Raw genomic sequence first — 14,186 nt, forward strand, 5'->3', positions numbered from 1 at the left:
CGCTAGTTTACATTCATTTTTTCGACGACTCTATCGGCTCTACCTTTAGTGGTAACCGCTTGTGACAAGGAATTTAGAATTGCCTCCTCAACTGTCTCTGCAGCACCTGCAAATAGTAAATTCATGATGTGGTGATCATCTCGGAGAATCGTTTTTGTCTCCAAGCTCGCCTCTGAAAAGTGTTCAATTTTATGGGCGGTTGAAAAGGCAATGACAATATCACCACTTCCATGGCTGAAATGGCTTCCCGTTCTTCCGAGACCAATTCCACAGCGTTTAGCCACCCGCAATAGCTGACGCTCGCTTAACGGAGCATCGGTTGCCAAAACCATCATAATCGAACCATCTGTAGGATCAGACAGCCCTCCTCCACATTCATTACGGAAAAACTGGAAATCTTCCTTACGTCCAAAATTACTCAAAACTAGACAGCCAAGTGTGTAATTTTCGATCATACGAGAAGAAGTCCCAATTCCTCCCTTATAGCCAAAACAAATCATTCCCTTGCCGGCGCCAACCGCGCCTTCCTCCGCCGGCCCCTCGGAAGCATTTTTAATGGCTTCTATCGCATGCTTTGATTTAACCGGAAACAATCGAATTGAATTTAGGTAGCTATCATTACACTCTCCAACGACTACATTTAGAGTACCTGTGGAGTCACCAATTTCAGGTGTAACACTAAACATATATTCTAACGTCCCTTGGGTTACCGCAGGGACAGCGAAGGTATTCGTCAGCATAATCGGTGACTCTAAAACACCCAGTTCATTAACCTGAACAAGACCAGTTGTTTTCCCAAAGCCGTTGAGGACATAACTCGCCGCTGTTACCTTTTGTTTAAATACATTCCCCTGATGAGGCAAAATCGCCGTTACACCTGTACACGCATATTCCTTTCCTGTCTCATCAAGCGGGTAATCAAGTGTCACATGCCCCACCATCACCCCCTTGACGTCCGTAATACAGTTCTTTTTGCCTGTTGGCAGTTTTCCAAGCGTCATACCTGATTCCCCTATCTTCATCTTTTAACTCCCGGTCGATGATTAAGAAAGTTTTGATAGGCAAACCCTCTAACCTCATCTTCACTAAAATGTTTTAAAAGCTCATTAATTAAATTTTGTGTTTTAGAGGCATCCTCTAAGTCTTTAATGAATACCGATATCCCATCAAAATCTGAGCCTAAACCAATTTGCCTGACACCGCCTAATTCACAAAAGTGGTCAATATGCTTCACAAGGTCAGGTATTACCACCTCACCGCTCTCCTTCACAAATGGCGGATGATAGACAACATGAATCAGACCACCCTTTTCAAACATCGCACTTGCCTGTGAGTCAGTAAGATTACGGGGATGATGGCAAAGTGCACGGGCATTGGAATGACTGGCAATTGGGTACTTGGCAAGTTCGATAACCTCCCAAATTCCCCGATCACTTAAGTGTGATACGTCGGTGAAAAGCTGGTGTTCGTTATTAAAATCCACAATTTCCTTTCCTAAAAGCGTCAGTCCGCCGCCTCGTGGTTCGCCGGCACCATCTGCAGCAAGGTTAGCATTATTCCAAGTCAATCCAATAGATCGTACCCCTAGTTGATAAAGGACATGGAGCTTCATTAAATCGTTGCCAATCGCATCTACCCCTTCAAGTGTTAACATCGCGCCAATCTGGCCGACTTTTAACCAATCGAAATCAGACCAATCCTTAAGATGTACCATATCAGGATTTTTCCCCAGGACTTCTTTATAAAAATAATCTACTTGCTCCAGTGCAGCTTGGAATTTTTGATCTGATGGAATATCCGGTTCAATGAAAATAGCAAAGCACTGGACCATGATTTTCCCTTGGTATAATCGGCATTTATTTGTATGTAATTGTGGTGCATCAGCAAACCTTAGCGTCCCTTTGCCTTCCCAGAGTCTAAGCAAAGCATCACAATGCAGGTCAATTATCTTCATAAAATGGTGACTCCTTTTTTTAAAAATTTTATCATAAAAGATTATGAAAAGGTAAAAAGCTGTGTCCTTTGTTCGCTTCATGGCACAAAAAAACCGGCGGTATCCAAGGGGACTCCGCCGATTTTTAATATTTTCTTAGAAATACAGGCTCTTTCACCAATAGTTTTTTGCGAATGTTTTCGTGACAGACAAAGAGGACTTTTTCAATCTCCTGTGTGGTATTAGCCAAAACTCTTAGGGAAAACCCAGGAATAGAAAGCATTGAAAAACCAATTCTTGCTGTCTTTATAGGCTCTAGAAGTTCATACATTTCTTCTAAGAAAATCTGATTAATACGTTCATCAATCACAATCATCGTTCCAAAATGGGTATACCCCTCCATATATCCAATACCCAAAATATCCTCGTCCGGTTTTAATTTTAAGTGGTCAAACAAGACAAGGGTATCTTCCATATACACTTCCATCTTTGATTGTAATAGATCATATGAAAACAAGCTACCATCTGGGGCCCAGCCCGGAGTAAAGATATCAGCGAAAATCAGCGCAGCTCCTTTCTCCATTCTGACAACCGTACTTTGTTTGAAACAAGAGTCCTGATAAGCGATAACTGGATCTGGCAAATATTCAAGAATACTTCCACTCTTTAAGTGAATGTTCATCTGCTGAAATGCAGGATTACTTCTAGTTTTATAAATCTTGGTCGATGATTGAGTGGTAACCACCGCCTCTGCATTCTCTTCTAGTAGGACCTCAATTATATAAGAATCGCCGTTAATATATCCCCCGCCAGGACTCATAATATAAAAATAGGCCTCGCCTGTTTGAGTTAAATAGACAGGTCTAGTAATCTTAAAAGCACCCTCCGAATAGGATTCCTTTAAGTAGGTTTTCTTCTGTTTCCTTGCACCCGCGAGCCTTATGTACCCCGTAGGTGCAGCCACTACCCTAACCCCACCAGTAAGGCTTCTTTTTTTAACCAATCAATGACATCATGAATGCCCGTATCGTCTTTTAAATTTGTAAAAATATATGGCTTACTGCCCCGCGCCACCTTTGTATCGGCTTCCATTACTTCCAAGCTTGCACCGACGTAAGGTGCTAAATCAATCTTATTAATGATAAACAGGTCAGATTTAATCATCCCTTGACCGCCTTTTCGGGGAATTTTCTCCCCTTGGGCGACATCTATAATATAAATAGAAAAATCTACAAGCTCAGGACTAAAGGTGGCAGCCAAATTATCACCGCCGCTTTCTACAAAAATAAGTGAAAGATCAGGATGCTGCTCTTTTAATTCATCGATGGCTGCAAAATTCATTGAGGCATCTTCACGAATCGCAGTATGTGGACAGCCGCCTGTTTCCACCCCAATAATCCGGTCTGCTGGAAGTACACTATTTTTTATTAAAAATTGAGCATCTTCCTTTGTATAAATATCATTCGTGACGACCGCCATTTTAAACTCCTCATGTAGATGTCTGGTTAATCTTTCAACCAGCATCGTTTTCCCGGCCCCAACAGGACCTCCAATTCCAATTCGGATTGGTTCCATTAGCTCCCCTTCTTTCCATTGTATTATCATGACATAAACAAACGTACATATAGCCTTTCATGGCGCATTTGCGCGATTTCGATTCCTGGAGCAACGGCTCCAAAGTCATCGACATCCAATCCCTCAATCCGTTTCACTGTTTTAAGTAAATAAGGCTGAATCTCAAAAATGATCCGTTGACCATCGGTTTGACCTAACGGGATTCCACGAACGCCGTTTTGAACAAGTGTTACAAGAGTAGAATATAAATAAGTCAAGATGGCCTGTTTTGGATTTATTTTTAAAAAATCACTGATTATTGCAAAAACGATTACGGGATGACCATATGCCTCGTTTGCACGAATCTTTTTCAAATATACGTCCAATAAAGGAATTGAATATAAATCAATTCCCATTTTAATAAATCTTTCGCCGATACGTCTGGAAGCTTGGCGTGATTCCTCAGGCAAATTTTGTACGAACAACCTGCGGTCAATTGTCCAAATCTCCACTAAATCATCTTTAGCTAAGCTAGACATAGTGAGACGGTAGGCCAAACCGTCCGTATAAGTTAATTGTTTCTCTAAGTAAATCCTCATCCATTCAAGAAACGTTTTCTTGTCATGAACAAATCCTTCCTGGATATAGGTCTCTAGTCCAAATGAATGTGAAAATGCACCCGAGGGAAAATTGGAGTCTCCTAATTGCAGTAATGCTAACAGCTGATTATCCATGGGAATGACCAATATGACGGAAGGCCTTTTTCACCTTTCGCTCTTCTCTTGAATAAGGTACACCTAATTGCTCAAGCAACTCCTCGACAAGATAATCATATTGGACAAGCATGACATTTTCTTCAAATTGAGCAGGCAGGTGCCGATTGCCTAATTGATGGGCGATTTCCCCCATTTGCTTAATAGTTACAGGTCGTAGCACTAGTAAATCATCACTCGTTACACTGACGACGATCATATTCCGGTCATCCATGTATAAAATATCGCCATCAATTAAATCCTTTGGCTCTTTCAGCCGAATCCCGACTTCTTTTCCATGGTCGGTTGTTACCCGTTGAATTCGTTTTACTAAATCATCACTCGAAAGATACACTTTTTCAATATGACGACCTTCGGTAGAAACCTTTTCAACGTTACCAATAACTTTTTCAATAATCATCATTAATCACCCCTAAAATAAGAAATAGCGCTGTGCCATTGGTAGAACCTCTACCGGCTCGCAGGTCACAAGCTCCCCATCTACCATGACTTCATATGTCTGGGGGTCAACATCAATCTTTGGCATTTCCGCATTTAGCTTCATATCTCTCTTTGAAAGATTGCGAATTCCATGGACAGCCTTGATTTGTTTTTTCAATCCTAATTTCTCTGGTACACCTAGGTCAATCGCTGCTTTTGACATAAAGGTAATCGAGGTTGAGTACTTTGCTTTACCGTATGAAGCAAACATCGGTCGGTAGAGGACCGGCTGTGGTGTAGGAATCGATGCGTTTGGGTCACCCATTAAACTGTGGGCAATCATTCCGCCTTTGATGACCATCTCTGGCTTAACTCCAAAAAACGCCGGATCCCAAACCACGAGGTCAGCAAGTTTTCCTACTTCTATCGAACCAACCTCTTCTGCCATTCCGTGAGCAATAGCTGGATTAATCGTATATTTGGCAACATAACGCTTCACCCTAAAGTTATCACCGACACCTTTATCCTCAGCAAGCTTTCCACGTTGTTTTCGCATCTTATCTGCTGTTTGCCACGTCCTTGTAATGACTTCTCCAACACGCCCCATTGCTTGGGAATCGGAGGAAATCATGCTGAATACGCCCATGTCGTGTAGAATATCCTCTGCTGCAATCGTTTCTTTGCGGATGCGCGAATCGGCAAAAGCGATATCCTCCGGCACTTCAGGGTCTAAGTGATGACAAACCATTAACATATCTAAATGTTCGTCTAATGTGTTTTTCGTATAAGGACGTGTTGGATTAGTGGATGAGGGTAAAATGTAGGGATAGCTCGCCACCTTGATAATATCAGGAGCATGTCCTCCGCCCGCTCCCTCTGTATGATAGGTATGAATGACACGTCCATTAATCGCGGCCAAAGTGTGCTCTACAAACCCTCCTTCATTTAGCGTATCTGTATGTATCGCTACCTGGATATCATATTGATCTGCAACACGGAGACTATGGTCGATTGCTGATGCGGTCGTTCCCCAATCTTCATGTAGCTTGAGCCCGATGACACCTGCATTGATTTGTTCAATGAGCGGGGCCTCAGCCGAAGCATTTCCTTTTCCTAAGAAGCCGAGGTTCATCGGAAATTCCTCCGCGCCCTCTAGCATACGGTGAATATTCCACTCACCTGGCGTACAAGTCGTTGCGTTCGTTCCTGTTGCTGGTCCTGTACCTCCTCCTAGCATCGTAGTAATCCCTGAGGATAAAGCTGTTTCAATTTGCTGCGGACATATAAAGTGAATATGAGCATCAATACCACCTGCTGTTACAATCATTCCTTCACCAGCTATCACTTCTGTGGAAGCCCCAATAATCATGTCAACTCCATCCATCAATAACGGATTTCCGCTTTTACCAATACCTGCAATTCGTCCATCACGAATCCCGATATCTGCTTTATAAATACCACTATAGTCGACAATAATCGCATTTGTAATGACGGTATCTAGCGCTCCATCTGCTCGTGCTGCCAGCGGATGCTGACCCATTCCATCACGGATGACTTTACCGCCGCCAAATTTCACTTCATCCCCATAAACGGTAAAATCCTTTTCAATTTCAATAAATAAATCGGTATCTGCAAGTCTGATGGCATCTCCTGTGGTAGGACCAAACATGTCGGCGTATTGTTTCCGTGACATCCGATAACTCATGACGCGCTCCCTCCTTTTTGATCCAAACTCCCATCTGTTTTGTTATTTAACCCATATACTTCACGCTTACCAGCAAAGGGAACCAATTCAATTTCTTTCGCATCCCCTGGTTCAAAACGGACAGCCGTTCCTGCCGGGATATTTAAACGCATCCCGTAGGCTTTGGGACGTTCAAAATCAAGAGCAACATTCACTTCATAAAAATGGAAATGGGATCCTATTTGGATGGGTCGGTCCCCTTTATTTAACACCCTGACCTTGGAAACTTGTCTACCTTGATTACAAACAATCTCCTCTTGCCTTAATCGATATTCGCCAGGAATCATCCCTTCAGCCCCTTTCTTTTAAAATAATAATCTAGCGAATCGGCTCATGAACGGTTACTAGCTTTGTTCCATCGGGAAAGGTTGCCTCCACCTGTATTTCACGGATCATTTCCGGAATTCCTTCCATAACATCCTCAGTGGTTAATATGGAAGTCCCTTCGCTCATCAGCTCTGCGACTGATTTTCCATCGCGAGCTCCCTCCAAAATCTCGTAAGTTATGATGGCAATCGCTTCGGGATAATTTAATTTCAAACCACGATTCTTCCTTCTCCTTGCAAGATCTGCGGCAACTACAATCATTAATTTTTCTTGTTCACGTTGAGTTAGCTTCATCCTTCTCCCCCTTCCTATATGGTACTTTCTCTTTCTGCTCCTTGATGTACGTAATTCTTAAATCGAATCATGACAGAGAAAGGGGAACCTATTGATGTTTCCCCTTCTTTACGACACTATGTGCTATTCAACACACTCAGCTAGAGTGGGTGGGAAATGGTTGATACTCCCTCCTTTGGTGATAGACAAATTCCTAGTTTTTCTTTGATAACCCCGAGTTGGTCATCATAAATAACTCTTCCTCGTAAAATAGTCTTTTTTACTTTTAAAAGAAATTGCATATCCTCATAAGGAGTATAGCGGTTGCGAAAACCCATTGACTCTTTATCTACATAGGTCGATTCGTCTAATCGAATGAACACTAAATCTGCATCTAAGCCTTCACGGATCCTCCCTTTTCTTCCTGCTATTTCAAAGCGATCTGCGACATTTGCCGTTCCTAGAGGAATGATTTGTTTGAGGTCGATTCCGCGCTTTAAGGCTTGGTCGAGTACAGCAAGCCATGTATATTGAACTCCCTGTATTCCACCCCAGGCATCCCAGATAGACGGGGTTGCTTTCATCGAATATAAGCATGGCGAATGATCTGACCCGATCGTATCAATCCACCCTTTATCAATACATTCCCAAAGTCCTTCGACCTCCTTCCGCGGACGAAGAGGCGGGGCACATTTAAGCAGAGCTCCTGTTTGAAGGAAATCATTTTCATCAAAAATTAAATAATGAGGGCATGTTTCAACGCTCACGTTTACTCCAGTTTCTTTTGCTTGTTGAATCATTGCAACGACTTTTGGTGAACTTATATGAACAAAATGCAGCGTTGTTCCATACTTAGCAGCCAGTTCTAAAGCGTAAGCTACCGCTTTTTCTTCCGCTAGCACAGGTCTGCTCGCTAAAAAGGCCCACCGTTCATTCATCGTATTACTATATTTATATACAGCTGTTAGTCTCTCAATCAGTTCATCCCATTCGGCATGCAGAGCTAGAATTTTATTTTGTCCTTTCGCGATTTTCATGGCCTGCTCCATTTTTTCAGGTAATAACAAGGCAAAATCTTCAATCCCACTTTCAGACATAAAGCTCTTCCAACCGATAATGCCCTCACTCATTTTTGATAGCTCAGCTTGATTTTGTACCGAATCACCAGTGATCCCGCCCCAAAGAGCATAATCGATATGCGACAGCGAGCTTACATACTCTTTTTTATACTGTAAATTTTTCAGATTGGTAACGGAGGGGGAGGAGTTCAATGGCATATCAAAAATAGTAGTGGTTCCGCCGATAGCGGCTGCACGGCTTCCTGTTTCCATCCCTTCCCAATCGGTCCTGCCCGGGTCATTAAAATGGACATGTGCATCAATAAAACCCGGGACGACAAGACATCCGCTTGCATCAATGGTATTGTCATCAACTTGGTTTAATGGTCCTGCATCATTCTCAACAAGCGAATCAATCTTTTCATCCTTGATGTTGATCGTTACTTGCCGAAATCCTTGGTCCGTAAAAACAAGACCGTTTTTCACTGTTACCTCCTTCTTCATGCAGGTCCTCCTTTTACTTCATTCAAGGCATGATGACTTCTGTCAACGCTCGCCTTCAAATTTTCAATAGCACTTTGTACCGCTCGGATGATTCCGCCATACCCTGTACAACGGCAAAGATTACCAGAAAGTCCTTCCTGAATTTGTTCTGGTGTAGGGTTAGGATTTGAATCGAGTAATGCTTTGACAGCCATTACCATTCCTGGTGTGCAATACCCGCATTGAAAACCTCCTTCTTCAAGAAAAGCCTTTTGTATAAGTTGAGAATCAGCCGCTTCTACCCCTTCAACAGTACGTATGGAAGAATGGTTAGCTTGATAGGCCATGACTAGACAGGAGTTAATCAATTTATTATCTATATGAACAGCACATGCCCCGCAGCGTCCAATCTCACATGAAATTTTTGGACCAGTCAGACCAATGTTTTCACGTAAAAGGTCGACAAGCCGTGCTGTCGGGGATGTTATGACTTTCACTTTCACACTATTAATCTCCATTGCCAGCTCAATTTGAGGAGACGGCTGGATGATTGCTTTACTTTTCTTTACATCCATGTTGTCACCTCTTCCATACTGTTTATAGACTTTAGCAGGTTTTCTGGAGAAACTGGCAATTTGTTTACCCAACAGCCCGTTGCATCATAAATAGCTCTAACAATTGCAGGGGCTACTGCCACCGTTCCGATTTCTCCCACCCCTCTGGGTCCAAACGGATCTCCTTCAGACAGCTTTTCAATCGCTTTTACATTCATTTGGAAGGGGACATCACAAATGGTAGGAATCATATACGAATCAAGGTTATCCGTTAAATAAACACCTTTATCCATCATTACGTCTTCCATTAACGTGTAACCTAATGCCATTACACCTCCACCTTCGATTTGTCCCTGATACCCCATTGGACTTACAATCGGTCCGGCCGCTACTGCTTGATCAAGCCTAGTCACCTTAACCTTCCCTGTTAATAAATCCACCTCTACATCGGCAATTACTGCAGCAAATGCATATAAAAAATGGCTGCCAGCCACCGTGGCATCGGGACTGGTTGGAAAATCAAAAGCAGTTTCAACCACAATGGTAGAATCCGAGGGAATTTGCCCAGCTAGTTCATTAAACGTAATACTTAGGTAATCGTGGTTCCAGATGCCACCAGGACCAATTCGAAGCTGGTCGATTTCAATCCCTGTAACTTGCTCTGCACTCAAAAGAATCTGCTTCCGGAATGACTCTTTCATTTTTTGCAGAGCCTGCCAAACCATACTGGTAGCCCTAGAAGCTGTTGAAGAGCCAGAGGCTGGTACCAAAGCGGTGTCACCGACAATGATGCGGATATCATCTGTTGTACATTCAAACTCTTCGATTAGTAATGTTTCAATTACAGCTAAAAGCCCTTGCCCACATTCTTCAAAACCAAAGGCGGCTTCAATTTTTCCCTCCTTTGAAAAAGTTAGGCGTCCGCCTGCTGGATCAAGCCTGCCTGCACCTAAACCGCCTCCATGCATCGTAAGTGCAATCCCTGTCCCCTTTGCCTTCCATCTGTCCTTCAGCTCTACCTTCCTTTTTTCAGTAAGAGATTTCTGTACTTCCATAAGGACCTCAAAAGCACCACTTGTTGGCGCAATTTTTTGCCCTAACGGACCCGGATCTTCTGCTTTTCGTAAATTCTTCAAGCGGAAAGCAATCGGATCCATTTTAATCCTCTCGGCAAGGCGGTCAATCTGCCCCTCAAGAGCAAAGGTAATCTGATTTCCACCAAATCCTCTAAACTCACCAGCCACACCATTATTGGTAAAAACAGAAACACCCTCGATTTCGATGTTAGGGATCATGTATGGGCCGGGAGCATGCTCAACAGCGAAGTCTAAAACGGCAGGACCTAATGTGGCATAGGCACCAGTATCAGCTATGATTTTGACCTTATGAGCTACCAGATATCCTTCTTCATCAACACCTGTTTTCATTGTGATTTTCATAGGATGACGCTTTATACCTGCCCTTACCGATTCCTGCCTGCTTTGATGAATCTTCACCGGACAGTTTGTAATAAGCGCAAGTAAAGCAGCATAGGGCTGTATGTTTAATTCATCCTTCCCCCCAAAAGAACCACCCATTGGGCTTGAGATGACCCGGATATCTGTTTCCGGAATATTAAGAATTCTCGATAGTTGAAAACGGTCTTTGTAGCCATGCTGCGTTCCTACGTATACCGTGATTTCTCCATTCTGCTCAGGGACGATCACTCCTCCCTCTGTTTCCATATACGCATGCATCTGTCTAGGAAGCTCGTATGTTTCCTCAATCACAAGTGAACAAGCTTGAAACCCTCGATCTGTATCACCCTTTTTATAGTTTGCTTGATGTAGGATATTACCGCCTGGATGAAGCAGCGGGGCATCCGGCTGGAGTGCTGCTTCAGGACTGCTCACGATAGGGAGCGGCTTGTAGGCAACCTCAATTAACCGAATCGCCTGCTCTGCAATTTCTTCTGTATCTGCAGCCACAGCGGCAATCGCATCACCAACACAGCGAACCCGCTCCTCACATAGAACAGGCTGGTCAGGAAAAATAAGCCCATAGCCATTCAAACCAGGAACATCCTGATAGGTGATGACCGACTTAACTCCTGGAAACTGCTTTGCCTGTTCCGTTGAAATAGACAGAATCTCTGCATGGGGTTCAGAACTTCTAAGGATTTTTCCGTATAACATCTTTGGAAAGGTAAGGTCTGTCAAGTACTTTAACTTGCCGGTCACTTTTTCAGGACCATCTGGGCGTATTCGTCTCTTCATTTCCGAGAAGCTAGTGTGTAATGACATAAGACCCCTCCTGTCCGGCAATTCTAGCAAGCTCCGAAACAATGATATTCGCTGCCACCCTTTGTTTATAAACAGCCGAGAAAAAGTGATCAACACCCGGTGTGAATTCCTGTTCCACCATTTGCGATAGCCTTTGTAATAGGTTATTAGACAATACCGAGCCTTTTATCAAGGCTTCACTCTCTATCAATCGTTGGGGCGGAGTCGAACTCCCGCCTACAGCCAATCTAATACTCTCCACCATTCCCTCACCGTTTCGTTGACAGCAGCCAGAAACCGTCACAATACTTGGACAAAAGGCCTCGCGTTGGCCAATTTTTTTATAAAAAAAAGCCTCTTTATTCGGCTTGATCTTGTCTGGCAAATACACGCAGACGAGTATATCATTTGATGTTGAAACGTCTGTTTGAATCCAATCTGAAACCGAAATTCGCTTATAATCCTTCCGATCAAAAAAGGATAGCTCAGCGTCCATGACTAATAGGGCTGGAATCAAATCCCCAAAACCGTTTGCAATATTTCCTCCAACGGTTGCTCTATTGCGAATTGCCGGAGCAGCAATATTTCTAGCAGCTTCCACTAAGAGCAGGTGCTCATTCAGATACGGAGGGGGATTTCGGCAAAAACTGATGGGCGTCAATGAACCCACACGAGAGGAGGTTTCCCCAGCAACCATAGATTTCCCTATACCTTGGAGTTCTTTTATCCTTTCTAGGCTGATTAAATTGGCTGGACATAGCACACCCTTTTCCCAGTGTGTCTGCAAAAGTGTACCTCCAGCAATATAACTTGCTTCAGAGCCTAATTGCTGTTTTATTTGCCAGGCCTCTTCAAGGTTGTCTGGCATCCAAACAGCGGGAGAAGATTTTGCCGCTATCCCTTGCCTCATCATGACTTGACCTCTCCTTTCACTCGTTGGTAATCATCTTTTGTATCAATATCAAAAAAGTCCTGTGAATTTTCATAGTCTACGAATATACCATCTAGTACACTCTGGTTACGGAAAAGCTGTCGTGCTCCTTCATCACCTTTTAATTTCAAAATTTCCGGGAATGTTTTTGGAGAAAAAAGAATCGGCGGTCTCGGGATTTCTTGCAGCCGTGAAGCAATAAAAGAGATGGGGTGATCAGATGGCAACTGCGACTCATATTGTGAGATCAAATCATTAATGATTGCTTCAGCTAAATACGGCTGATCAGCAAGAAGCACCATTACTCCTTTTGGTTTCATTTTTATCGCGAACCGCAATCCACAGCTTAATGAATGCGCCTGACCTAAATCTGCTTCCTCACAAATAACAGCTGTCCATTGATTTTTAACGTTCGGCTGGAAAAATTCGTTGCCCATCCATTTGAGCGAGTCACTTTCTCGATGGACAACAAGAATGTGGTCAAGATTTGAATTGAGCGCTTTTTGTAAAGCGGAAGCACCGATTGTCGCTTCTCCTAACGGAAGAGCAAGCTTATTTATCCCCATCCGGCTGCTTTTTCCCGCCGCAAGTAATATTGCAATGATTCCTCCCTTCATTTACAGGAAAACACCTTTTCAGACATGTGCACCCGCTGCTGTATTAACTCTGCGGCAACACTAATGGCAATTTCTTCTGGACCTTCCGCCCCAATCGACATCCCCACCGGGCTGCTAATTTGTGGTGGAATTGGCTTTCCATCAAAGAGCCGCTCTGTCCGTGCTCTCGACCCGAGTATTCCGATATAATTTAAATCTTTCTCTAATAAATAGCTCAGTATTTCCTTATCCCTTTGAAAATTATGGGTAAGGATTAATATGAAATCCTTAGTAGTTAAATGAAGTGTTGGAATTACTTCACTTGGAAATCCAACGATTAGCTGGTCCGCATCCGGAAAATTGTCCTCCGTACACCAATCAGAACGCCAATCTGTAACCAGAACAGAAAATCCAGCATTTGAAGCCAGTTTGACCAACGGAATTGCATCCGTTCCGGCCCCAAAAACTCGTAGACGCGGTTTTGGTTCAAAGGTATGGTTATAAATTTCCGAAGATAGTTTAGGACAATAGGTGACACCACTTTTAGGTTTAGAGTTATGAATCTGAGTGATTAACTCTTTCACACTATTTGCCACTCCACCATGCCATTTTCCAAAAAACTGATTGTGATCGGCGAAAAACAAATAATCCGACACAGAGTGCTCAGTTGATAATTTTTTTAGAATCGTTACTCGACTCCCATTATCTAAAAAGTACTTTACTTTACTGAGATGGTCACGTAGACAAGCATCGATCGGTTCTAACAGAACTCGAATTACTCCATTACAACCTGCTCCCTGTCCCCACTGTAAATCATCCTCGTCCCTCATATCATAAACCACAGTGTGACTCGTCATATTTTCTCTGTTTTCTAGCACACGATATTGTAAGTCCGTTTCTAGACATCCAGCACTTAACAATCCCACTTTTGTACCATCTTTTCGAATCAACATCGAGGTTCCTTCTTTCCGATAGGCAGAACCCTCCACATGAATAATGGTTGTCAGCACATCCTCTTCAGATGATAAATAAACGGCGTCTAGTATTTCATGAATTCCATCCATATAGATCCTCCTTCCTATACTTCCTTAGCCGCCCATTTCATTACAGCAAGCGATATATATTGATAGACCCCCTAATATGAAACTCACTTTTCTCTATTTTTACAATGGTGTTTGGCTGTAACGTGAGAAATGATAACAAACGATTATTTACCTATGTTATCCAAAAGCTAAACCTCCATCTACAAACGTGTCATATAATCTGACGTAGAAAATTA

At 43.0% G+C, this 14,186-nt stretch carries 15 protein-coding genes; all 15 read right to left on the reverse strand.

Going from position 1 to position 14,186, the window contains the following annotated elements; translation table 11 throughout:
- Window positions 1-2: 2 nt before the first annotated feature.
- The 15 genes from BTR25_RS08475 to BTR25_RS08545 all read right to left on the reverse strand — a co-directional run bounded on the left by BTR25_RS08475 (window position 3) and on the right by BTR25_RS08545 (window position 13,971).
- Window positions 3-1,022: a DmpA family aminopeptidase gene (locus BTR25_RS08475; protein WP_075687632.1), complete on the reverse strand. Its 1,020-nt coding sequence runs from the start codon at window positions 1,020-1,022 to the stop codon at window positions 3-5.
- Window positions 1,019-1,954, reverse strand: coding sequence for a dipeptidase (locus BTR25_RS08480; RefSeq protein WP_075687633.1), 936 nt, complete (start codon window positions 1,952-1,954; stop codon window positions 1,019-1,021). Before BTR25_RS08480 ends, BTR25_RS08475 begins: the two co-directional genes overlap by 4 nt.
- Before the next feature lie 124 nt (window positions 1,955-2,078).
- The gene (locus BTR25_RS08485) at window positions 2,079-2,897 is read right to left on the reverse strand and encodes an urease accessory protein UreD (RefSeq protein ID WP_075687634.1); all 819 of its coding nucleotides are present in this window, start codon (window positions 2,895-2,897) and stop codon (window positions 2,079-2,081) included.
- The gene (gene ureG / locus BTR25_RS08490; protein ID WP_075687635.1) at window positions 2,897-3,508 is read right to left on the reverse strand and encodes an urease accessory protein UreG; all 612 of its coding nucleotides are present in this window, start codon (window positions 3,506-3,508) and stop codon (window positions 2,897-2,899) included. Before ureG ends, BTR25_RS08485 begins: the two co-directional genes overlap by 1 nt.
- Window positions 3,509-3,534: 26 nt before the next feature.
- Window positions 3,535-4,221 carry an urease accessory protein UreF gene (locus BTR25_RS08495; protein ID WP_075687636.1) on the reverse strand — a complete coding sequence of 229 codons (687 nt, stop codon included), beginning with the start codon at window positions 4,219-4,221 and terminating at the stop codon, window positions 3,535-3,537.
- Window positions 4,214-4,660 (reverse strand): urease accessory protein UreE, encoded by a 447-nt coding sequence (gene ureE / locus BTR25_RS08500; RefSeq protein WP_075687637.1) that lies wholly within the window; start codon window positions 4,658-4,660, stop codon window positions 4,214-4,216. Before ureE ends, BTR25_RS08495 begins: the two co-directional genes overlap by 8 nt.
- A gap of 12 nt (window positions 4,661-4,672) precedes the next feature.
- The gene (ureC, locus tag BTR25_RS08505; protein ID WP_075687638.1) at window positions 4,673-6,385 is read right to left on the reverse strand and encodes an urease subunit alpha; all 1,713 of its coding nucleotides are present in this window, start codon (window positions 6,383-6,385) and stop codon (window positions 4,673-4,675) included.
- Entirely contained in the window at window positions 6,382-6,711 is a 330-nt protein-coding gene (locus BTR25_RS08510; RefSeq protein ID WP_075687639.1) for an urease subunit beta, read from the reverse strand. The genes ureC and BTR25_RS08510 overlap by 4 nt, the downstream gene beginning before the upstream one ends.
- Before the next feature lie 31 nt (window positions 6,712-6,742).
- On the reverse strand, window positions 6,743-7,045 hold the full coding sequence (locus BTR25_RS08515; protein WP_075687640.1) for an urease subunit gamma: 303 nt from the start codon (window positions 7,043-7,045) through the stop codon (window positions 6,743-6,745).
- Between the two features lie 140 nt (window positions 7,046-7,185).
- Window positions 7,186-8,586 carry an allantoinase AllB gene (gene allB / locus BTR25_RS08520; RefSeq protein ID WP_075687641.1) on the reverse strand — a complete coding sequence of 467 codons (1,401 nt, stop codon included), beginning with the start codon at window positions 8,584-8,586 and terminating at the stop codon, window positions 7,186-7,188.
- Window positions 8,583-9,140: a (2Fe-2S)-binding protein gene (locus BTR25_RS08525; RefSeq protein ID WP_075687642.1), complete on the reverse strand. Its 558-nt coding sequence runs from the start codon at window positions 9,138-9,140 to the stop codon at window positions 8,583-8,585. Before BTR25_RS08525 ends, allB begins: the two co-directional genes overlap by 4 nt.
- Complete coding sequence (gene pucD / locus BTR25_RS08530) at window positions 9,131-11,401, reverse strand: xanthine dehydrogenase subunit D (protein ID WP_075687643.1); 2,271 nt, start codon at window positions 11,399-11,401, stop codon at window positions 9,131-9,133. The genes BTR25_RS08525 and pucD overlap by 10 nt, the downstream gene beginning before the upstream one ends.
- Entirely contained in the window at window positions 11,385-12,293 is a 909-nt protein-coding gene (locus tag BTR25_RS08535) for an FAD binding domain-containing protein (RefSeq protein WP_075687644.1), read from the reverse strand. Before BTR25_RS08535 ends, pucD begins: the two co-directional genes overlap by 17 nt.
- Entirely contained in the window at window positions 12,290-12,928 is a 639-nt protein-coding gene (locus BTR25_RS08540) for an NTP transferase domain-containing protein (protein WP_075687645.1), read from the reverse strand. The genes BTR25_RS08535 and BTR25_RS08540 overlap by 4 nt, the downstream gene beginning before the upstream one ends.
- On the reverse strand, window positions 12,925-13,971 hold the full coding sequence (locus BTR25_RS08545) for an XdhC family protein (protein WP_075687646.1): 1,047 nt from the start codon (window positions 13,969-13,971) through the stop codon (window positions 12,925-12,927). The genes BTR25_RS08540 and BTR25_RS08545 overlap by 4 nt, the downstream gene beginning before the upstream one ends.
- Window positions 13,972-14,186: the final 215 nt, after the last annotated feature.

It is taken from the genome of Bacillus sp. MRMR6 (assembly GCF_001940785.1).
Lineage (GTDB): Bacteria > Bacillota > Bacilli > Bacillales > Cytobacillaceae > Neobacillus.

Coding starts and splice junctions, on each gene's coding strand:
- BTR25_RS08510 (WP_075687639.1), bottom strand. CDS start 6,711: ATGATTCCTGGCGAATATCGATTAAGGCAAGAGGAGATTGTTTGTAAT.
- BTR25_RS08495 (WP_075687636.1), bottom strand. CDS start 4,221: ATGGATAATCAGCTGTTAGCATTACTGCAATTAGGAGACTCCAATTTT.
- BTR25_RS08475 (WP_075687632.1), bottom strand. CDS start 1,022: ATGAAGATAGGGGAATCAGGTATGACGCTTGGAAAACTGCCAACAGGC.
- BTR25_RS08545 (WP_075687646.1), bottom strand. CDS start 13,971: ATGGATGGAATTCATGAAATACTAGACGCCGTTTATTTATCATCTGAA.
- BTR25_RS08535 (WP_075687644.1), bottom strand. CDS start 12,293: ATGATGAGGCAAGGGATAGCGGCAAAATCTTCTCCCGCTGTTTGGATG.
- BTR25_RS08525 (WP_075687642.1), bottom strand. CDS start 9,140: ATGGATGTAAAGAAAAGTAAAGCAATCATCCAGCCGTCTCCTCAAATT.
- ureE (WP_075687637.1), bottom strand. CDS start 4,660: ATGATTATTGAAAAAGTTATTGGTAACGTTGAAAAGGTTTCTACCGAA.
- BTR25_RS08540 (WP_075687645.1), bottom strand. CDS start 12,928: ATGAAGGGAGGAATCATTGCAATATTACTTGCGGCGGGAAAAAGCAGC.
- BTR25_RS08480 (WP_075687633.1), bottom strand. CDS start 1,954: ATGAAGATAATTGACCTGCATTGTGATGCTTTGCTTAGACTCTGGGAA.
- BTR25_RS08515 (WP_075687640.1), bottom strand. CDS start 7,045: ATGAAGCTAACTCAACGTGAACAAGAAAAATTAATGATTGTAGTTGCC.
- ureC (WP_075687638.1), bottom strand. CDS start 6,385: ATGAGTTATCGGATGTCACGGAAACAATACGCCGACATGTTTGGTCCT.
- allB (WP_075687641.1), bottom strand. CDS start 8,586: ATGAAGAAGGAGGTAACAGTGAAAAACGGTCTTGTTTTTACGGACCAA.
- ureG (WP_075687635.1), bottom strand. CDS start 3,508: ATGGAACCAATCCGAATTGGAATTGGAGGTCCTGTTGGGGCCGGGAAA.
- pucD (WP_075687643.1), bottom strand. CDS start 11,401: ATGTCATTACACACTAGCTTCTCGGAAATGAAGAGACGAATACGCCCA.